Here is an 18,338-nt window from a genome sequence, read left to right on the forward strand (position 1 = left end):
GCCCCAGCGCATAAGGTGTGATGCAGGAGGGCAAATGAATACATACACAGCCGTGCCCAGCGGCGAACAAGTTGTGCAGGAACTGCCGTGGCGGTGGAAGGTCCAGGGAAAGATCTTCCTGATCGGCGGCCTCGGTTTCATGTTCGATGCCTGGGATGTCACGCTCAACGGCATCCTGATCCCGCTGCTGTCCAAGCACTGGTCTTTGCAGCCTGCCGATGCCGCGTGGATCGGTACTGCCAACCTGATCGGCATGGCGGTGGGGGCGTTCGCCTGGGGGACCATCGCGGACACCATTGGGCGTAAGAAGGCGTTCACGGCCACCCTCCTGATCTTCAGTATCTTCACCGTCCTGGGCGCGTTCGCTCCGGACATAGTGTGGTTCTGCATCTTCCGTTTCATGGCCGGCTTTGGCCTGGGCGGCTGCATTCCCGTGGACTACGCGCTGGTCGGCGAGTTCACGCCCCGGAAGCAACGCGGCAAGGTGCTCACCGCCATGGACGGCTGGTGGCCCGTGGGTGCTGCGCTGTGCGGGTTTGTTTCCGCCGGGCTCGTGGCCGCCTTTGCGGATTGGCGCCTGACGATGCTGATCATGGTGCTGCCGGCGTTGCTCGTGTTCTGGGTCCGGCGCAGCGTGCCCGAGTCGCCGCTGTTCCTGATCCGGAAGGGGCGGAGGCAGGAGGCCGCCGCAGTGATCGATGGTCTGGTCCGGGCCACCGGAGCCGAGCCCCGCGCCTACAGCCTGCCCGAACCCCAGGCTGCCCCGCGCCTCTCCCCCGGCAGCGCGTGGACCCAGCTGCTGAATGTCTGGACCTTCAACTGGAAGATCACCACCGCTGCCTGGGCGCTGTTCTTCTCAGTCCTGCTGGTCTACTACCTCTCCCTAACGTGGATGCCCCGCATCCTGATCGGCGCGGGATTCGAAGAGTACAAGGCCTTTGTCACTACCGCCGGCATGGCCGCTGTGGGACTTCTGGGCGTGATCGTTGCTGCCCTGCTGGTGGAGCGGGTGGGCCGCAAGTGGATCCTGGCCATCACGGGTCCGTTGTCTGCCGTGACGCTGGTGATCGTGGCGTTCGTGGTGGACGTGCCTTCGGCGGCGGTGTTCTGGCTGCTGGTCTTCGGGTTCGTGGTGCAGGTGGCGATTCCCGTGCTCTACGCCTACGTTTCCGAGCTGTATCCCACAGAGCTGCGCGGTTCAGGCTTCGGTTGGGCTTCCACGTTCTCCCGTATCGGTGCAGGTTTTGGGCCGTTGGTGTTTGCCTCGTTCTTCTGGCCCGAGTTCGGACTGGCAACCTCGTTCGCCCTGGCCGGTGGTTTGGTGCTGGTCTCCGTGCTCTGGATGGCATTCTTCTCCCCCGAGACAAAGCAGCGCATCCTCTCCTAACCCCCCACCCCCTTACCCAACTGGGTCGCATTTGTGCGCGTTTTGAGCCCTCAAAACGCGCACAGCTGCGACCTACTTGGGGGTCCAGCCGTGTTGCTCGAGCGCCCGCCTCACCTTGCGCACAGCGGTTGTTGCGTCAGTGGACATGTGTATCTTTGAAATGCGTACGAGGATCCACCCTGCTCTGGCGAAGTCTTCTTCCTTCTGGATGTCCTTAACGATCTGCCCGGGCTCGGAGTGACTCTCACCCTCGTAGTCGACTGCGACCCGCCACTCGCGGTAACTCAGGTCAGGTTGCCGTACGACGCCGGGACTCAGCTCCGTGCGCACGTTGACTTCCGGTGTGGGCAGCCCAGCCTCGGCAAGCGCCAGCCTCAGCCGCGTTTCCGGTGCGGAGTCGGCACCTACGCGCGCCTGTTCCAAAGCGAGGCGGGCTTTGCGGATGCCGGGTGTCCCCCAGTGACGATCCAGCATCTCCTCGAGCTCGCCGGGGGTGCAGTACGGCGCTGTGCGGTTCTCAAACTCCGGCCTTGGGATTCGAATGAGGTGATCCGCCACCACGGTGATCTCGTCAATGTCCATCTTCCGCGCGCAGTCCAACCACGTCCTGGCTCGAGTCGTGATGAACAGTCCGTTGAGGGTGGTGATTTCATCTTCGAAGAACTGCCCCCTATGCCCGATCACGCCCTTCCGCCGAGGGATAGCCATGGGCTCCGGCCTGGAAATGTGGATGGCTGGTTCGTGGCTTCCCGGCAGGAAACCTGGGAACTCCCATAGCAGGAAGGCCGTGGCATGCGAAGCTGCTGAGAACGGTGTGATGCGGGTTAGAGGCCGAACCACATCCACCAGCGAGTGGTCGGTTCCGGATCGGGGCACTCGGATCGCCCTGCTGGGTGAGTCCAAGCTGTGGTGACTGAGTCGCCGTCGTGATACTCCGGCCCTCACGGCTTCATGCCACGTGAACGGCAATGACGACAGTGGATCAGGCAGGGGTCTTGGTGTCTTCATGCCCCATGCTGACAAACATCAGTGGGCGGATGCGCGGTTATCCACAGGCATGGGCCCCCAGACGAAATGTAGGTAGCAGCACAGCGCGTTTTGAGCCCTCAAAACGCGCACAAATGCGACCTAGTTGGGGGTGGGGGAAGGTGTGGAGGCGAGGTCGGCCAGGGTTTGGACCAGGAGGCGGCGCTCCACGACCTTGATGCGCTCGTGGAGGGTATCCTCGGTGTCCCCCGGCTCAATCACGACGGCTTCCTGCGCAATGATCGGCCCGGTATCCACGCCCGCGTCGGCCCAGTGCACCGTGCAGCCTGTGACCTTCACGCCGTATGCCATGGCATCGCGGACCCCGTGGGCGCCGGGGAAGGAAGGCAGCAGGGCCGGGTGGGTGTTGACGTACTTGCCGTTGAAGGCATCGATGAAGTCCGCGCTGACGATCCTCATGAACCCCGAGGAAACCACGACGTCCGGAGCGTAGGACAAAACCTTGTCGCGCAGTGCCGCGTCCCACTCGTCGCGCGTTTCAAAGGAGTTGAAGTTGACCACGAAGGTCTCGATGCCGGCCTCGTCGGACCGCTCCACGCCATAAGTATCGGGCCGGTCTGCGCCCACCGCGGCGATCTCGACGTCCAGCTCACCCGACTTCACGGCGTCGATGACAGCCTGAAGGTTGGAACCAGTACCGGACACGAGGACAACAATGCGCATTGCACTAGCTTATGGGCGGCTCGCGTAGGCTGGAAAACATGAATCCCGACGTCGGCCCGCGGCCGAGCCAGCAGCCCCGCACCGAGGCGGAAAAGTCTGCGCTCAGCGTGACACAGATCCTTTTCCGTGCCTTCCTGTTGACGGCGTTGGGATCGTTTTTCGTCTTCTCCCTGAACGTGAACTACGTCTGGTTGAGCGCTGTTTTGACGCTGGCAGGCCTGGTGTTGGGAATCGTGGTTCTGGTCCGGACGGTGAAGTACAAGCACCCCCGCCTCATGATGTTCGGGACGATCTCCGGGCTGGTTGTTTCCGCGATCATGTGCCTGCTGATTCTTACCTCGGCGCTGTTCTTCAAACAGGTCAGCACGTACCAGGATTGTGCCCGATCGGCTTTGACGGAGTCGGCCAAGACGCAGTGCCTCGCGGAGCTTGAAAACTCGATGCCCGGGCCGCTGCGCTAGCAACCACTGGCGCAGGTCCTAGGCGTGCTCGTCGTCGTACGCGTTTTCGTCCAGGTTCGCCTCGCGCAGCTTCTGGCTGCGTTCCAGCCACGGCCCCACTGCGTAGCCGATCACGACGCCGATACCCACTTCCGCTGCCACCCAGACCGCCGTCCACAGCGGGTGGGGTCCGATTTCGGTGAGCCGGCCAATGCCAGCCGATCCCCGCGCGATCCATGCCAGCGCCCCGCTCAAGAGCCCTGCTACCGCACCGATGAACGCGCCCAGGAAGAGCGTCGATGCCGCGGCGGTGAACCAGCGGGCCTTGATCTTGATGGAGAGCCACTCGTCAAAGTGGTTTTCCCCTTGGCGCAGGAACCACCATCCGGCCAGGACCCCGGCCGTGACGGGGAGTGCGAGTGCCATGGGGCCGGCGTCGAGCTGTCCGCTCGGCAGCCCACCAAAGATCGGGACAGCCGGGAGGGGCCCCACGGCTGTTCCCAAAGGCCCGGCAGTAGAGCCGACGCCCAGTGAGAACCCCGCACCGGACATCCAGGCCAGCGTGAAGATCACCAGGTTGGGAAGGAATCCGAGCTGGGCGATGGTGAGCACGGCACCGCCGAACGCTCCGGCTTTGAGGCCCTCATAGACGGCGATGATGTCAGCCCAATGCCAGACGATGTCCACGGCCAGCAGCAGCGCCGCCAGGGAAACCGCTGCCATGGTGGCCACGAAGCCCGCTTGCAATGCTGACCCCACGTAGGATCCGGCCCATCGCGAATGCTGGCTGGTCTTGGCGAGCCAGGCGACCGCGTCGACGCCGATGAGCCGACTCCACGAGCCCGCCTCACGTCGTGCACCCACCACCATGCCCAGGCCGAAGGAAATCAGCGGGATGCTCATGGCGAGCCACAGGTTGATGACCACGTCCGACGTGCGGCACACAAATCCCGTGGCGGCGCCGAATGCCGCGTACACAATCCATGCGCCAAGGAAGGCCTGCCACAACTGGTCCGTGTAGGAGGCACGGGCCAGACGACGGCCGGCCCGCCAGGCGAGCAGGAACGGAATGAGTGTCAGGCCCAACGGAATGAGGGAAAGCAACCCGGAGCCCGGGTGTCCTGCCGTGCCGACATTCACGGCGGACAAGTTCAGGGGAACCCCGTGGATCAGCAGCCAGGCCTGACCCCCCAGCCTGGCAAGGGCGTCCACGTTCCGGTTCTGGAAGCCGTCCGTGGCCCAAACACCAGCCAACGGCAGGAGCACCACCACCGCGGAGATGAGGGCTGCCTGCACTGCTTCCAGACCGCCCTGCAGCCACAGGGGCATGGGGAGGCCACGGGTTCCAGTCTGATCAGCACGCAGTTTCATCGTGATCTATCGTGCCACGGCAGGCTTCGCGGCCGGGTAAGGCTGCCCCGGAAGCACCCGGATTCCCGGAGCTTTTTGTGGTGACCGGCCGTAAGATGGGAGGTATTCGCAAGGGGTGGTACTACGCGACGCCCGTGGAGTTCCAAGGACTCAAAAGACCCGGAAATTAATCGAAGCCGGGAACTAGGAGCGGCCAATGGATAGGTGTCACAACTAACAACAGAAAGTCGTACTAGCAGCTGGTGCTACCGATACGGATTTTCTCCATGGTTGCACCAGCCTTCTTATGAGCGGGGTTGTCTCAGCGCCCATGGCCAGTGAGTCGGCTAAAGCTGCGGCCCGTAGATGAACTCCTTGGCGTGGTTGACGGCCTTCTTGAAAGCATCGTTCCTCAAGGTGACCTGCTCCTGGCTGGCTCCCTTGCTCGGCTCGACGAATGTTGTGGGCCCCGGCCTGAGCATCCAGATATCCCCCGCCGGCGGCAGATAGAACACACCGAAGGACCGGTGCTCGGGATCGTCCGTCCAGATGGGCACCACTGCCACCGCGGCCCCCGTGTCCGGGTTGATCCATTGCGCCCGGGGCATGGGTTGCTCGTGGACTTCGGGATCCAGGAACGGGGCCGTTCCCCTCCCCCAACGCTTCTCGAACCGTTCGTAGAAGGCGGGGATGATGTGGCCGTCGTAGGGACGCCATGCACTCATCGGTAACTCCTTGGAGTTCTCTGCTGGGATCTGTTGGGCGGCGCCCACCGGGTGGGGCCGGCGATGAACGGGGGTTGCGCACGGCCCGGATCGCTGCCTGGCCCACCGCGGGCGGGTTCGGCATGGCCCGGCCCGCTGTGGCTGGTCTCGCCGCGAGGCGCCTCCGGGCGCGGCACGTCCGGCTGGGTTCCGGCGTCGCGCCGATGCACCCGGACCTTGACCGGTGTCCCCTTGCCCGGCACAGGCTGCCCCCGGCGTGCGCGATCGTAGGCTGCCCGTTTCTCCGGGTTCGAGAGCACCACATACGCCTGCATGATGGCATGGAGTTCCTGGCCGTCGGCACCTCCGGTGACGTATCCGGCGTCGTGATTCAGGCGGGTGTCCGGGTGGAGACGGCGAAGCAATGAGCGGTAGGCGCGCGAGATGTCCCGGGCCGAGGCGTCGGGGGCAACGTTGAGGAGGGCGTAGTAATCAGGCTGCTTGCTCACAGTAGTGTCCGGTAAACGTGCCGTGGATGGGGTGTGGCCCTCGGCGTGAGCCGAGGGCCACTATCCCGGGAGACAGTTTCGGGGGCCGCGCTTCCTCTGCGCAACAAGCGCCGTGGCGTGGTGCGAAAACCTGCGCCCTCATTTCCGATGCGGCCGGTCCACTGTTCCCGGTCCTTTGCTCCGTCCAGGCCACCCCCGGGGAGACCCGGACGGAGCCGATTGGCTAGGCGTTGATCTCCTGCCGTTGCTCGTTGGACGTGATCTCGATGCGCCGTGGCTTTGCCTTTTCGGCGACAGGAATGCGGAGCGTCAGCACGCCTGCGTCGTAGCTGGCCTGGACGCGTTCGGTGTCCAGCGTGTCGCCGAGGATCAGCTGGCGGCTGAAGACGCCCTGGGGACGCTCAGCGGCGAGCATCTCGGTGTTCTCCCCTGCGGGTGACTTGCGTTCTGCCTTGACGGTCAGGACGTTGCGCTCGATGTCCAAGTCCACCGAGTCGGGGCTGACACCCGGCAGGTCAAAGGCAACAACGAATTGTCCGTCCTCCTGCCATGCGTCCATCGGCATGCCGGCAGGGCGTGCTGTTGTGCCAAAAACCTGTTGGGCGAGTCGATCAAATTCGCGGAACGGGTCAGTGCGCATCAGCATTGTGGTCTCACTCCTTTTGGGTCAAGTGATGCGGTTTTGTTGTTGTGCCAGCCTTCCTGATCTATGGTGGCTGGTATAGATTTTTTATAGCACCAGCCAAAAAGTGGTGCAAGAGGTTTTTCGGAAGTTTTTGGAGGTGCCGGTGGCGGTTTCCGATAGCGGTGAAACGCACGACGGCGGACCGGCCGGCGCCCTGCCTTTCGGCGCCCCTGGTGGGGCGGCCCCGCGTGACGCGTTGGGTGTCTACGCGATCTCAGTGGCAGCCGAACTTGTGGGCATGGGCCAGCAGAACATCCGGCTCTACGAACGCAAGGGACTGCTCACTCCGGACAGGACCGACGGCGGCACGCGCCGTTACAGCGAAGCGGACCTCGCGACGCTGCGCAGGATCGGGATGCTCCTGGACGAAGGGCTGAACCTGGCCGGTGTGAAACTGGTGCTCGAGCTGGAAGCGGCCAATCGCGGGCTCGAAGCCGACAATCGTGGGCTCGTTGAGGACAATCGCGGGCTCCGCGCGGACAATCGCGGGCTACGGAAGGACTTGAAGCGGGCACGGGGTGGGGAGCCCTCCACGGAATGAGTTGCACGCAAGTCAGGTAGCCCGGAGTTGTGCGCTACTCACGTGTATATCCCTTCAGAGGACTCAAGGCCCTTCTGAGAGTCTCGTGGTCGCGGGCTTCTACAGGGCCGTGAGCCAACTCACAGAATTGCCGTCATTCCGTTCCACCCCGTACCTACCCGAGAAGCTGAAGGCCACGCCGAACCCCCGGCACCGGAGTACAACCACAGCTCGCCTGCTGAGTTGCGGGCAAGGATGTCGGCACGGCCGTCGCCGTCGAAATCGCCAGGGCCGACCAGTGAATTCATGGAATTCCAGCCCTGGCCGATAGCAGTCCTCCCCAACCAGCTGCCGTAGCCGTTTGGCTGGTAGAGCCACAGCGCGCCACCGCCGTCGCGGGCAACGACGTCATGTACGCCATCTCCGTTGAAGTCCGTCACGCCGGTGATTTCGGACATCCCGTTCCAGCCGGTACCTGCCCAGGTCCGGGATAGCCAACCGCCGGCACCGTCGCCGCGGTAGATCCAAAGAGTGCCGCTGCTGTCCCGTGCTGCGATGTCCAAAAACGTATCGCCGTGGAAGTCGCCAATATCCACGATTGCGCTCATTCCGTTCCAGCCTTGCCCCACCTGGACCCTGGGCAGCCAACCGCCCGAGCCGTCACCGGGGTAAAGCCAAAGCACACCGGAACCGTCACGGGCCATCACGTCGGAATTGCCGTCGCCGTTGAAATCACCTGGAGTAATCATGGCGGTCATGACGTTCCACCCCTGGCCTACAGCGCGGCGGGGCAGCCACCCACCGGAGCCATCGCCCGGGTACAGCCACAGTACGCCGGACGCATCCCTTGCTAGCACGTCCGCCGTCCCGTCACCGTTGAAATCGTTCTTCATGGGCGTTGGAACGGACCCATCAATAACAGCAACGGAGCTGAAGCCATTGTTCAGCACGTACGTCTTGTCAGCTGAGGTATCGACGGCAGCCGCGAACGGTTCCCAGCCGGAATAAACGGCATGGGCGGTATTGTCCTGACCGTCGATGATGGTCACGCCGCGGCCTGAGAGAAGGGCATAGGCCTTATTGCTGGCCTCATTCAGTACGATCTCGCGGATCTGCGTTGGGGTTTTGATCTGGGCGATCTGATTCTGCGAGACGCCGTCAATGACTTTGACCGCGCCTTCCGGCGAACCCATATCCGCTGCCACGAAAATCCTGTTTGTCTGGGAGTTTACGGCCACCGTGCCCACATTGTTGGACATGGGAATTGTGCTCGTGACTTTGTCCGTTGCCCCGTCAACCACCCTGATACTGGCACCGAAGCGAGCCAGAGTGGTGAAGTAGATCTTGTTGGTTGCCTCGTTGACGGCCACTGACAGGATGCCGCCCGTTCCAATGTTGATGGACGTCTTAAGCTTGCCGCTTGCGTCGATCACATACAGGACTCCACCAGCCAGAACGTACGCCTTGTTCGTAGCAGGGTTCACTTGGATGTCGCGGGTATCCCCACTGACAGGAACCTTGGTGACGGCATTGGTATCGCCATTGATGATGGACACACCGTCTTTGACCCCAACGTAAATTTTGTTGTTTGACTCATCGACGCCCAAGACTCCGGGATTGGCACCGACGGGGACGTTCACCGGTGCACCATAGGTGGCACCATCCACGACCGAAACAAAGCCGCTTATGGTGCTCACGTAGATCTTGTTGGTCACGCTGTTGACGGCCACATACGCCGGTAGGTCGTTAGCCGCCACGTGCCCCGCGCCGGGTCCAAAGCTGGAGACGCCCTGAGAGGTAGCCACGTGAACCGTGTGGGTCACAGGGTTCACGGCAATTGCGGATGGCCGGTCACCTACCGTGAACACGTCCGTAACATCATCAGCCATGGCTGGAGTCGCAGCCATGAAACCACCGGCAAACAACGCCAGCCCCACACCGGCTGCCACCGTCCGCACCGCCCCCAGGCGCCGCCGTCGTACGTTAACCCCGGCGCCCCGCGGCGAAGAAAGCGCGCGCGAATCAGCCCCAACAGCACCCATGAAAAGACCCCCAGCATCAAGAACGCCCCAGCCGCGTCGTAGAAGGCGAGTCTACCGCCGGGGTGCGACAAAACAGACAACCACCTGTTAACCAACTCTTCCTCCACAGGCCACCCGATCGAACCCGCAACGCCAACCGCCCCGACCACCGTTGAAGGCGTGAGGATCGCAATCGTTGCCGAATCATTCCTGCCGCTGATGAACGGGGTAACCCACTCCATACTTCGGGTGCTGGAGCATCTGCAGGAGCGCGGCGATGAGGTGATGGTGATTGCACCGTCGACGTCGGACACTGAGGTTTCGAGCGTCGTGAAGGGTGCGTACGTCCATCGGCTGCCGTCCGTGCCACTGGCCGGTTACACGAATGTGCGGGTTGCGTTGGGCGGCGTGAATCGGGTCAAGAGAATCCTTGCCGATTTCGCCCCCGACGTCGTTCACCTCGCCTCACCGTTCGTGCTCGGCTGGCGCGCCGTGCAGGCCGCGGACCAGCTCGGCATCCCCACGGTGGCGATCTACCAAACCGAGGTTCCCAGCTACGCCGCCCGTTATGGCGTGCCCTTCCTGGAGAACTGGGCCTGGAACCGCGTGGACAACATCCACCTCCTGGCCACCCGAACTCTGGTGCCGTCCACATTCGCGCTGAACCAGTTGCGCGGGCGCGGCATCATGCGCGTGGACATGTGGCGGCGCGGTGTGGATACCGCGCGCTTCAACCCCGCTAAACGTTCGACGGCGTGGCGCCGCTCGGTGGCGCCCAGCGGTCACCGGATTGTGGGCTACGTGGGGCGCCTGGCCATTGAGAAGCAGGTGGAAGACCTGGCCGTGCTGGCCGACCTGCCGAACACCAAGCTGGTGATCGTTGGTGACGGGCCTCAGCGGCCGGCCTTGGAGGCCGCGCTTCCGGATGCGCACTTTGCCGGTTTCCTCGGCGGGGAATCACTGGCCGAGGCGGTCGCTTCCTTTGACCTGTTCGTCCACCCCGGCGAGTTCGAAACCTTCTGCCAGACCATCCAGGAAGCCATGGCATCGGGAGTCCCCGTAGTGGCGACCGGCCGCGGCGGGCCCCTGGACCTGGTGGAGAACTCCCGCACCGGCTGGTTGTACGAACCCGGCAACCTAGATCAGTTACGCGGCTACGTTCAGGACCTGGTGGGCGACGACGCCAAGCGCCGGGCGTTCGCAACGGCAGCAACCGCGTCGGTCCAAGGCCGGACGTGGCCGGTGCTGTCAGCCGATCTGGTGCGCCACTACACCGAAGTCATTGCGGGTGTGCCATCCGGCCCCGACTCAGAACTCACCCAGAGCAAAGGACCTTTGTCATGAAGATTTCCGTGATCGGCTGCGGCTACCTCGGCGCAGTACACGCCGCCACCCTCGCTTCCATGGGCCACAGCGTGATGGGCATCGACGTCGATTCCCATAAGGTTGAGCAGCTCAACAAGGCCTTGGCTCCCTTCCATGAACCCGGCCTGGACGAGCTTCTCCGCGATGGCCGCACGAATGGCCGGCTGGAGTTCACCACCGATTTCGGTGCAGCGGCCGACGCGCAGGTGCACTTCCTTTGCGTGGGAACCCCGCAGTCCAAAACCTCCGACACTGCGGACCTCACCTACCTGATGGCCGCTACCCGGAGCCTGCTCCCCCACCTGGGTAAGGGTGCCGCCGTCGTGGGTAAATCAACGGTGCCGGTAGGCACGGTGGAGACCATCCGCGGGCTGCTGGCCCGACGCTCCGATGTGCTGCTTGGCTGGAACCCTGAATTCCTGCGGCAGGGTACTGCCGTGAAGGACTCACTCGTGCCGGACCGGCTCGTGTACGGCGTGCCGGGCGGCAAAGGTGCCGCGGCCGGTGAGCCGATCACTGCCGTCCTGGACGCCGTGTACCAGCCGCTGATCAGCGCCGGCATCCCGCGTTTGGTCTGCAACTTCGCGACGGCGGAGCTCATCAAATCCGCGGCCAATGCCTTCCTGGCCACGAAAGTCAGCTTCATCAACGCCATGGCCGAACTGTGCGACGCGTCCGGCGCTGATGTGAGTGAACTCAGCGAAGCCATGGGCCTTGATCCCCGTATCGGCAACCGTTACATGCACGCCGGGCTCGGCTTCGGCGGCGGCTGCCTCCCCAAGGACATCCGGTCGTTCCGGGCGCAAGCCCGCGACCTCGAGGTGCCCTCGGTGGACGAGTGGATGGCCCTGGTTGACTCCGTAAACGTCAACCAGCGCTCCCGCGCCGTGGCAGTAGCCCGCGAAATGTGCCGCGGATTCCTGTCCGGGCGCACGGTGACCGTCCTCGGCGCCGCCTTCAAACCCGACACCGACGACATCCGCGACTCCCCTGCCCTGGACGTCGCCGCTCAGCTCGCCGCAGCCGGCGCGCACGTCACCGTCACCGACCCCAAAGCCATCAACAACGCCTGGATCCGCTACCCGCAGATCCGTTTCGAATCTTCCACCAAGCGCGCCCTGGAAGGCGCAGAGTTGGTGCTGCTGCTGACTGAGTGGAACGAATACCTCGCCTTGCGGCCGGCTGAGGTGGGCGCACTCGTACGACGGCGAATGGTGCTGGATGCGCGGAACGTCCTGGACGCTGAGGCCTGGCGGAGCGCCGGGTGGACGGTCCGCGGGTTGGGCACCGGCGCGTCGGTTGCGTCTGAGGAACGTGGAGACGCTGCGGAGGCGCCGGCAGGGGCGGCGCCAGCGGTGCCGGCGGTGCCGGCGGCGCGGAAGAAGCACGCGCGGGCGTAGGACTCACCACCGCTATTCCTCAATCTGCAGCTCGGCGTACCGCCCTCGAATCGGACTGACATACTGCGCAAAAACGGTGGGCAAGGTTTTGCAAGATCGCAAAAGTTTGTGATTTCTGTTTGCTGCCCCAGTGCCAATCCTGCTGATCTGGAAGCTCCATACGAGAAGGGTGATTCACATGGAGCTTTTGATCGTCGCTGGCATACTTCTCTTCGTTGCTCTGGGTTCAGCAGGCATGCTCTACCAACGGCTGAGCGTTCGTTTATGCCTCCCGCGGCCGCGCGAGCTCCTGACTATATGGGCAAAACGTGGCCAAAGCATGGGGGCGAGCGATTATGAGGTGATTGTTCCCCGAATCCAGCAAGGGCTTCGGAAAGCGACAATCCCCAGCACTCAAGGCCGCCGCTTGGCTGTCGGGGCCCTGACATTGAATTTCAGTGATGCTGACCTCAGTGAAATCACAAACTATTGGAAACTGGACGCATTCGCCCACGACATCGGGGAGTCCTACAGGTACTCATGCACGGAAGCCCGCGTAGGCAACATTCCTTCCCAGCGAATGGAGATCTTTTTCGTAGCCGAGGCAGGCCGCCGTGACAACAGCCCGCTCGTGCGGCCAGGCCGCCCCAAGGAGGGCGGCCTTCGCATCGAAGTCGTTCTCGATCAGCCAGCCTTTTCTGCCGAGAAAGTCCTCACGCCCGAACCTGTTGGAGCCCAACAAAACACAGGTGACGCAGATCCGACAGCCACGTCGCTGTTGGACCCGGAGACTGCGCCCTTCACGGACGCCGAACTCCACGATCTGGTCCAGGACTGGGGTGGCTCGGGCAGGGGCGGAACGGGTGAGGACACCCAACCCGCCCCGGTACAAGGACGGCTCCGGTATGGCGCCACTTCGGTCTGTGTCATCACGGGTGCAGGCATCACGATCGGCCGGGCTCCAACCTGCGATCTTGTCCTCACACACAAGAGCGTGTCCCGCCAGCATGCCCGCATCTACAAAGCAGCCCAAGGTTGGTATCTTTCCCCCATAGACTCGCACCGCTGCATCATCAACGGCCAAACGATTTACGAGGAGGCACCGATACAGGAAGGTGATTCGTTGCGGTTTGGAGCCATCAGCGATTCGTACACCTTCGAAGAGGTCCAGCAGTGAGGTCCGGGCAGCGTCCCTTGAAGATCGGAGACCATGTGGAAGTGAAGGTTCGGCGTCAGGACACTCGCGGCGAGGTGTCTCTGCTTCCTCATCATTACCTCGTCATCGGCCACGGCCTCGGTGAGGACGTGCCGTTTGACCGCATCGACTTCGATATCGAAGGCCTATCCCGCAGAGCCGTTGAAATGTATAACTCCGGGCACAGCCTCTCCGTGGCGTCTTACCAAGAGCCGTGGGGAACCGTCAGCGTCACCCAGGAGGGTGTGGGACTTGCCAAGCTGCAGAAAAACAGGTCCCAGACCTTCATCCCGCCCTTTTCCATACAACTTCGCATCAACGTTGGTGATGACGTGGAGTTAGCTTTCCGCGTCTCGTGCGGCCCTGCACGCGAGGATGAACAAGACACGGCAATGCCACCGGAGCCGAAGCGCCGAAACTCGAGCGACTGGCTGTTGGCAGTAAACGCTTTGGCTTGCGCCCTTGAAGACGGGCTGCCGCTGACGAACGGGGCCGCTAAGTCGTACTTCAACGCCGCAATCGACGTTTCCTCCGGTGACACCTACAGATGGCCAAGGGCAAGGGCTGATTTAGCCGCCAGATATGGGATCAACCCAGCAGACCTGGAGGGACTTCTCTTGGCCGGCAGGAACCGTCGTGACGTGACCCCAGATGTCCAGGACATGCTGAGGGCCCACCGGAACAATCGGGTTAGCAATGCCTCACGCGAAGAGCACGCGAAGGAGGGAACAGGATGACTGTCGAACTCAAGGTCGAGGACTCGGGCCCACGACCTGACCTGGAAGGCCGGACGGTCACCATGGACGCTGTTCTTGCCGACGGTGAGCCTCGCAAGATCAGGTTCAAATTGGGTGAACGGGTGGGCAGTGGCGGGAGCGCCAACGTCTACCGGGTAGAACCGCCAACCTGGTCGAACAAAACGTGGAATGCTCTCAATCTACGGCGCGGAACACCACTGGTATGCAAGTGCGAATTCGAACAAAGCGACCTGCTTCGTCGACGGCAGCTGACCCTAAAGGCTCTGGAAGAGGCACGGGCCAAGTCGCCGGAGGATCTGCTCGGACTTGTCCCGTTGCTCGCAGCAGGCAGGAGAGAACAGCGCGATACCAGTTCCAGGATCTATCTGGAGTTGATGCCGCATGCGGGCGAGACGCTGAACCATGCAATAAATTCGGATGAATGGGCGAGCCTTACCCATGAACAAATCCTTCTTGCCTTTCAACCCATCGTTGTTGCCATGGCCAACGTGCATCGCATCCGACCGCTCAAGGATCCCCACGGCGAAATCACGGGGCACAGGGACATTAAGCCCAGCAACACCTTCGTGCTTTTTCCTGAGGATCCAGGCTTTGGGCAGGCCTTTGATTCGCGTGCGGAACAGCTTCCCCGTGCAGAGGGCCTGCCGCTGCTCAGAGTTGGAGATCTGGGAAACCTGTACACCAAAAGTCTCGATCGGGAGGCTACATGGACAGCCCGCCCCATGAGAAGCCGCTATTGGACCGCCCCGGAAGTACTGCGCTATCAAAACGCTGCCGCAGACGTAGTGGCCCGCGATGTGTGGAGCCTTGGAGCCACATTGTTTTTCGCGCTCACGGGCAAACACCCCTGGTCGAGTGTGGAAACGTGGATGGGCAACAAGCAAGACATCGCTGACTTCGAGGTAGCCCTTGCGCTGGAAGTCCTACCGGACTCCGATGGTTTCGCGGACTTGGAAGCTACTGAGAGAGGAACTGCCATAGCGGTTTTGATCAGATCGTGCCTGACTACGGCGCCCGAGTCCCGACCGAGCATGCGGGATGTCATGCATGAAATTGATGAGATCACAGGAACCGCTTCTTCCGCGACCGAAGACCGGAAGCCCCTGCGCACAGCTGGCAGCGTCCCAGACAGTACCACCGCCAATGAACCTGCGAAGGAAGTCAGCGCTTCGATCATCCGGCCCCTGGCCCTTATTGGAATTGTCATCCTGTGCCTCGGCCTGGCTGGGTTGGCACTGACTACTTGGATGAAGTCGGGAACAAACGGCGGAAGCACCCCCGCAGCTTCGGTAACCGTAACGCCCAGTCAACCCGCCGGTCCAGAAACGCCAGCACCATTGGCGTCGCCCGAGATTGGCCGCGGTGGGTGGGGGCCGGGCCGAACAACGTATACGTCAGAAGTTCCGGCCGACCACGCTGTATTGAATTCCATCACAAACAGATACCCGCAGGACGCCACAATCGATGAGCGCTTGTTTTTATGGGTGGCAGGTGAAGACGGAAAAGACAGTTCATACAGCGTAGACGTGGCACCGGGCGATGAGATATCACTGGTTGGCTTTGTGGCCAACGATGCCGCAGACAACATCCGAGCATCAAAATCCCTGATTTCGAACCTTACTGCCGAACTCGGTCAGAAAGGGCGCGGCAGCCAATTGGGTCTATATGTCAGCCTCGAAGCCACTACACCCGGCGAGCCAAATGACCATTCTGAGGTTTGGGCCGGAGTCTCGGTGAGCAGCGCCACCCCCATTCAATTACAGTACGTACAGAATTCCTTTAGGGTGCAGAGTTCTTCGGGTACTTGGTCTGAAAACGGCGATGTTTTTGGTCGTGGAGAAAAGGTGAAGCTAGGGCTCAAAGGGCCAGATGGATTGCTGCCAGTCGGTTCAGGAGACGATGTTCTCTATTTGTACTTCAAGATGAAGGTCATACCCGATTCCGGACAGTGACACCGCTCTCAGGTTGGTGTCCGCACCATCAAGTGGAACCGCCATCACCTGCCGGCACCCAGGCGGGTCTGGAGGTCCAGCAAAAACTTAATGCCGACGTCCGAGAGCCGTTCACTGACCCGGTCCCAGCTTGGGCGCTCCCACAGTTCAATTCTGTGCAGGCCCCGGCTGACCTCGTGGTACAGCTGGCCTGCCCAATACGGAGGGGCGTCGCCCGTGATTCTCAAGCCAGCACGGTGCAGCGCGGCTTCTATGACTTGGTCCATGAGTCCATAGGGTGGCTCGTTGCCCGTCAATTCCCAGTGAACGATCAGTGGGAGGAGAACTGCGGCGGCGTCGTTGTCGGGAGTGGCTAAACGTGCCACCAAGTAGTCCCATAGGCCAGCGGGGTCCCCCACAAGCTGACGGGCCGCAGGTGTCAGGAGAAGTTTGTCCTTGTACTTTCTGAGGAGCTTCCATTCTTGAAGCTGTTCACGCAGATTTCGGATCGGCGACGTACTGACCTCGACCCTGCCGGCTGAAACCCAGCCGTCATCCCAATTGAGCGCAGTCATGGCGTGCTTCACGAATGCAGGCTTGAGGTAGCCAGCGCTGGTCAAGGGCAGACCATCCGGCTCTGCTTCGCTTAAGAACCAGAGGATGGGCGCTAAAGCGGTTTCGCGGTCTGCCTCGGTGACCTCGGAAGGCCACAACCGTCGGGACAATCGCCGAAGATCCTCGTTCACCGCGTGCAGGTCGAACCTCGTAGGGTCAAACGCGGACGCCCGTTCCTGGGTCACAAGTTCAAGCCAATCAACTGCTTCCCTGTGCTCGGGATGCCGCTGATCCCCCACCACCCTGACCACGTTCGCGTACCCGAAGACGCCGCCGGAGTCCTCGATCGGACCACGCATAGCTCCATCAGTACACCTAACGGTCATTCCGTTGAGCTCAGCCGGTCCGACGACGTCGATCTCGTGCGTCCAGCTGTCGCCAAAGTCGTACTCGTACTCAAAAGGCGACCTGCCCGGAAGAGAAGGGTCGAACAGTTCAAGTAGCCCCACTTCAGCCGAAGACTCGGCACCGACCGGAGATTCGTCGTCGAGCACGGTGATGACCCGCCGCTTTCCATCAGGCCCCGTGCCATAGAAAACGTAAAGATGGGTGTTCTTCCACCCAAAGGCCACCTGGATCGCTTCATGCGCCTCTGCGAGCGTGGCCGTCTGAGGAAGGACGAGTTGCCGCCAGATTTCCGGATCCGCGTCTTGGATGGAGATGCGAAGCTCCAGGGCAGGGACTTCAACGGATGCAGCCATATGGCACATTGTGCCAGTGACCTCCCAGCCGGGACTATTCCTCACCACCTAGCCCCCGTCACACCACCACCTAGATCGGCCGCCACCACCACCTAGATTGACGCGCCATCGTCTGGGGAGGCCGTTGCCGCCACTTAGCCGGCGGTTGCACCGACGAAGATCCACCCATGGTGACCTTCTTCTATCCGCATGCCCTCCGGGTCCTCGGCTTAATCGTTATCGTGTGTTCGGCCGGGTCAGCGATCCTCCTTGCGGCAGCGACACCACCCCGTGAACCATCAACCCTGGATATCCCCACGCTGAGGAACGTAGGTGTGGTTTTGCTCGGAGTCTTCGGTGTCGTGGGGCCGGTCAGTCTGCTGTTCCCGCGGGCCCTTGCGTTTCCTCTGATGAAAGCGGGGGCCTTTGCTTGCGCCGCATTCGCCAACGCCATGACTCTGAGTCCTTTGCTGGCAGTTCCCTTCCAGGACACAGCCTCGCTGGTGGCGGTTGTTTCCGGGCTCGCGCTGACCGTGGGCAGCCTCGTGGTGTACATGGAAGCGGTGCACAAGAAGCTCGCGGAGCGCCGGCGCTAACCCCGCCACCACCTAGGCCAAGCTCCGTCACCACTCAATTTCACCCCCACAACCACTCACATGGACCCGATCTGCCACCTAATTTCCCAAAGCCACCACCTAGACGCCGGATCCGGCGCATATTCTCACCCTGTGCCTTCGGGACGGGAACCCGTTGTCCGGCGGGATCCCCACCCGTCCCAGGCGTAGGAGGCACAGGCGCGGCTTCAGCCGATAACCCCCGGATGGGGCCGCGCCGCCTGCGCCGTTGATACCGCTTTGGATAAGCGTGCGTGTCCGCCCCTGTGCACCAGCACACCGTGGGTTAGCGTCTCTTCGGAACAACAGATTGGAAGAGTATGCACATCAGCGAAGAGCACCAGCCGATCCCTGAACTCGAAGGCCAGACGTCCATCAATGACTTCCTGGCGCCCACGCCGGCCATCACACCGATCGAGCTGCGTGAACCCACCGACAGCGAGCTCGCCGCCTTCCTGTCAGCCACGGCATAACG

General features: G+C 62.3%; 18 protein-coding genes. 10 read left to right on the top strand and 8 right to left on the bottom strand.

From position 1 onward, the window contains the following. The first annotated feature begins 34 nt into the window (after window positions 1-34). A complete protein-coding gene (locus ACSVIE_RS12000) occupies window positions 35-1,387 on the top strand; it encodes an MFS transporter (RefSeq protein ID WP_442423966.1) in 1,353 nt (450 codons plus the stop codon). A gap of 72 nt (window positions 1,388-1,459) precedes the next feature. Here the strand turns inward: ACSVIE_RS12000 and ACSVIE_RS12005 are convergent, their stop codons facing one another. Together ACSVIE_RS12005 and purN are read right to left on the bottom strand one after the other, a co-directional pair. Beyond that, on the bottom strand, window positions 1,460-2,095 hold the full coding sequence (locus ACSVIE_RS12005) for a hypothetical protein (RefSeq protein WP_442423967.1): 636 nt from the start codon (window positions 2,093-2,095) through the stop codon (window positions 1,460-1,462). Window positions 2,096-2,515: 420 nt separating this feature from the next. Next, window positions 2,516-3,097 carry a phosphoribosylglycinamide formyltransferase gene (purN, locus tag ACSVIE_RS12010; protein ID WP_442423968.1) on the bottom strand — a complete coding sequence of 194 codons (582 nt, stop codon included), beginning with the start codon at window positions 3,095-3,097 and terminating at the stop codon, window positions 2,516-2,518. A gap of 11 nt (window positions 3,098-3,108) precedes the next feature. Here purN and ACSVIE_RS12015 point away from each other — a divergent pair, with 11 nt between their 5' ends. Then, entirely contained in the window at window positions 3,109-3,558 is a 450-nt protein-coding gene (locus ACSVIE_RS12015; protein ID WP_426006390.1) for a hypothetical protein, read from the top strand. An 18-nt stretch (window positions 3,559-3,576) separates the two neighbouring features. Here ACSVIE_RS12015 and ACSVIE_RS12020 read toward each other — a convergent pair whose 3' ends face one another. From ACSVIE_RS12020 to ACSVIE_RS12035, 4 genes are all read right to left on the bottom strand, one after another. Further along, window positions 3,577-4,908 (bottom strand): cell division protein PerM, encoded by a 1,332-nt coding sequence (locus tag ACSVIE_RS12020; RefSeq protein ID WP_442423969.1) that lies wholly within the window; start codon window positions 4,906-4,908, stop codon window positions 3,577-3,579. Between the two features lie 326 nt (window positions 4,909-5,234). Continuing rightward, the gene (locus ACSVIE_RS12025) at window positions 5,235-5,612 is read right to left on the bottom strand and encodes a hypothetical protein (RefSeq protein ID WP_426006388.1); all 378 of its coding nucleotides are present in this window, start codon (window positions 5,610-5,612) and stop codon (window positions 5,235-5,237) included. Further along, on the bottom strand, window positions 5,609-6,100 hold the full coding sequence (locus ACSVIE_RS12030; RefSeq protein ID WP_442423970.1) for a J domain-containing protein: 492 nt from the start codon (window positions 6,098-6,100) through the stop codon (window positions 5,609-5,611). Before ACSVIE_RS12030 ends, ACSVIE_RS12025 begins: the two co-directional genes overlap by 4 nt. Window positions 6,101-6,323: 223 nt before the next feature. Continuing rightward, window positions 6,324-6,746 (bottom strand): Hsp20/alpha crystallin family protein, encoded by a 423-nt coding sequence (locus ACSVIE_RS12035; RefSeq protein ID WP_426006385.1) that lies wholly within the window; start codon window positions 6,744-6,746, stop codon window positions 6,324-6,326. 142 nt (window positions 6,747-6,888) lie between these two features. On the opposite strand from ACSVIE_RS12035, the gene ACSVIE_RS12040 reads away from it, so the two are divergent. Beyond that, window positions 6,889-7,326, top strand: coding sequence for a MerR family transcriptional regulator (locus ACSVIE_RS12040; protein ID WP_442423971.1), 438 nt, complete (start codon window positions 6,889-6,891; stop codon window positions 7,324-7,326). Between the two features lie 119 nt (window positions 7,327-7,445). On the opposite strand, the gene ACSVIE_RS12045 is transcribed toward ACSVIE_RS12040, so the two are convergent. After that, a complete protein-coding gene (locus ACSVIE_RS12045; protein ID WP_442423972.1) occupies window positions 7,446-9,194 on the bottom strand; it encodes an FG-GAP-like repeat-containing protein in 1,749 nt (582 codons plus the stop codon). A 312-nt stretch (window positions 9,195-9,506) separates the two neighbouring features. Here ACSVIE_RS12045 and ACSVIE_RS12050 point away from each other — a divergent pair, with 312 nt between their 5' ends. The 5 genes from ACSVIE_RS12050 to ACSVIE_RS12070 all read left to right on the top strand — a co-directional run bounded on the left by ACSVIE_RS12050 (window position 9,507) and on the right by ACSVIE_RS12070 (window position 15,975). Next, a complete protein-coding gene (locus tag ACSVIE_RS12050) occupies window positions 9,507-10,670 on the top strand; it encodes a glycosyltransferase family 4 protein (RefSeq protein WP_442423973.1) in 1,164 nt (387 codons plus the stop codon). Next, a complete protein-coding gene (locus ACSVIE_RS12055) occupies window positions 10,667-12,091 on the top strand; it encodes a UDP-glucose dehydrogenase family protein (protein ID WP_442423974.1) in 1,425 nt (474 codons plus the stop codon). Before ACSVIE_RS12050 ends, ACSVIE_RS12055 begins: the two co-directional genes overlap by 4 nt. Window positions 12,092-12,497: 406 nt before the next feature. Then, window positions 12,498-13,247 carry an FHA domain-containing protein gene (locus tag ACSVIE_RS12060; RefSeq protein WP_426006377.1) on the top strand — a complete coding sequence of 250 codons (750 nt, stop codon included), beginning with the start codon at window positions 12,498-12,500 and terminating at the stop codon, window positions 13,245-13,247. A gap of 17 nt (window positions 13,248-13,264) precedes the next feature. Next, window positions 13,265-14,002, top strand: coding sequence for a hypothetical protein (locus tag ACSVIE_RS12065; RefSeq protein ID WP_442423975.1), 738 nt, complete (start codon window positions 13,265-13,267; stop codon window positions 14,000-14,002). Then, window positions 13,999-15,975, top strand: coding sequence for a protein kinase domain-containing protein (locus ACSVIE_RS12070; protein ID WP_442423976.1), 1,977 nt, complete (start codon window positions 13,999-14,001; stop codon window positions 15,973-15,975). Before ACSVIE_RS12065 ends, ACSVIE_RS12070 begins: the two co-directional genes overlap by 4 nt. Before the next feature lie 44 nt (window positions 15,976-16,019). Here the strand turns inward: ACSVIE_RS12070 and ACSVIE_RS12075 are convergent, their stop codons facing one another. Further along, window positions 16,020-17,270, bottom strand: a complete 1,251-nt coding sequence (locus tag ACSVIE_RS12075; protein ID WP_442423977.1) for a plasmid pRiA4b ORF-3 family protein — start codon at window positions 17,268-17,270, stop codon at window positions 16,020-16,022. 167 nt (window positions 17,271-17,437) lie between these two features. Between ACSVIE_RS12075 and ACSVIE_RS12080 the strand changes: the two genes are divergently transcribed. Both ACSVIE_RS12080 and ACSVIE_RS12085 read left to right on the top strand, forming a co-directional pair. Further along, entirely contained in the window at window positions 17,438-17,845 is a 408-nt protein-coding gene (locus ACSVIE_RS12080; RefSeq protein WP_442423978.1) for a hypothetical protein, read from the top strand. A 338-nt stretch (window positions 17,846-18,183) separates the two neighbouring features. Continuing rightward, window positions 18,184-18,336: a hypothetical protein gene (locus tag ACSVIE_RS12085; protein WP_442423979.1), complete on the top strand. Its 153-nt coding sequence runs from the start codon at window positions 18,184-18,186 to the stop codon at window positions 18,334-18,336. Window positions 18,337-18,338: the final 2 nt, after the last annotated feature.

Origin of the sequence: Paenarthrobacter sp. NCHU4564, from assembly GCF_052156435.1 — a bacterium.
Lineage (GTDB): Bacteria > Actinomycetota > Actinomycetes > Actinomycetales > Micrococcaceae > Arthrobacter.

Coding starts and splice junctions, on each gene's coding strand:
- ACSVIE_RS12025 (WP_426006388.1), bottom strand. CDS start 5,612: ATGAGTGCATGGCGTCCCTACGACGGCCACATCATCCCCGCCTTCTAC.
- ACSVIE_RS12000 (WP_442423966.1), top strand. CDS start 35: ATGAATACATACACAGCCGTGCCCAGCGGCGAACAAGTTGTGCAGGAA.
- ACSVIE_RS12020 (WP_442423969.1), bottom strand. CDS start 4,908: ATGAAACTGCGTGCTGATCAGACTGGAACCCGTGGCCTCCCCATGCCC.
- ACSVIE_RS12080 (WP_442423978.1), top strand. CDS start 17,438: ATGGTGACCTTCTTCTATCCGCATGCCCTCCGGGTCCTCGGCTTAATC.
- ACSVIE_RS12055 (WP_442423974.1), top strand. CDS start 10,667: ATGAAGATTTCCGTGATCGGCTGCGGCTACCTCGGCGCAGTACACGCC.
- ACSVIE_RS12035 (WP_426006385.1), bottom strand. CDS start 6,746: ATGCTGATGCGCACTGACCCGTTCCGCGAATTTGATCGACTCGCCCAA.
- purN (WP_442423968.1), bottom strand. CDS start 3,097: ATGCGCATTGTTGTCCTCGTGTCCGGTACTGGTTCCAACCTTCAGGCT.
- ACSVIE_RS12070 (WP_442423976.1), top strand. CDS start 13,999: ATGACTGTCGAACTCAAGGTCGAGGACTCGGGCCCACGACCTGACCTG.
- ACSVIE_RS12085 (WP_442423979.1), top strand. CDS start 18,184: ATGCACATCAGCGAAGAGCACCAGCCGATCCCTGAACTCGAAGGCCAG.
- ACSVIE_RS12045 (WP_442423972.1), bottom strand. CDS start 9,194: ATGGCTGATGATGTTACGGACGTGTTCACGGTAGGTGACCGGCCATCC.
- ACSVIE_RS12015 (WP_426006390.1), top strand. CDS start 3,109: ATGGGCGGCTCGCGTAGGCTGGAAAACATGAATCCCGACGTCGGCCCG.
- ACSVIE_RS12075 (WP_442423977.1), bottom strand. CDS start 17,270: ATGGCTGCATCCGTTGAAGTCCCTGCCCTGGAGCTTCGCATCTCCATC.
- ACSVIE_RS12005 (WP_442423967.1), bottom strand. CDS start 2,095: ATGGCTATCCCTCGGCGGAAGGGCGTGATCGGGCATAGGGGGCAGTTC.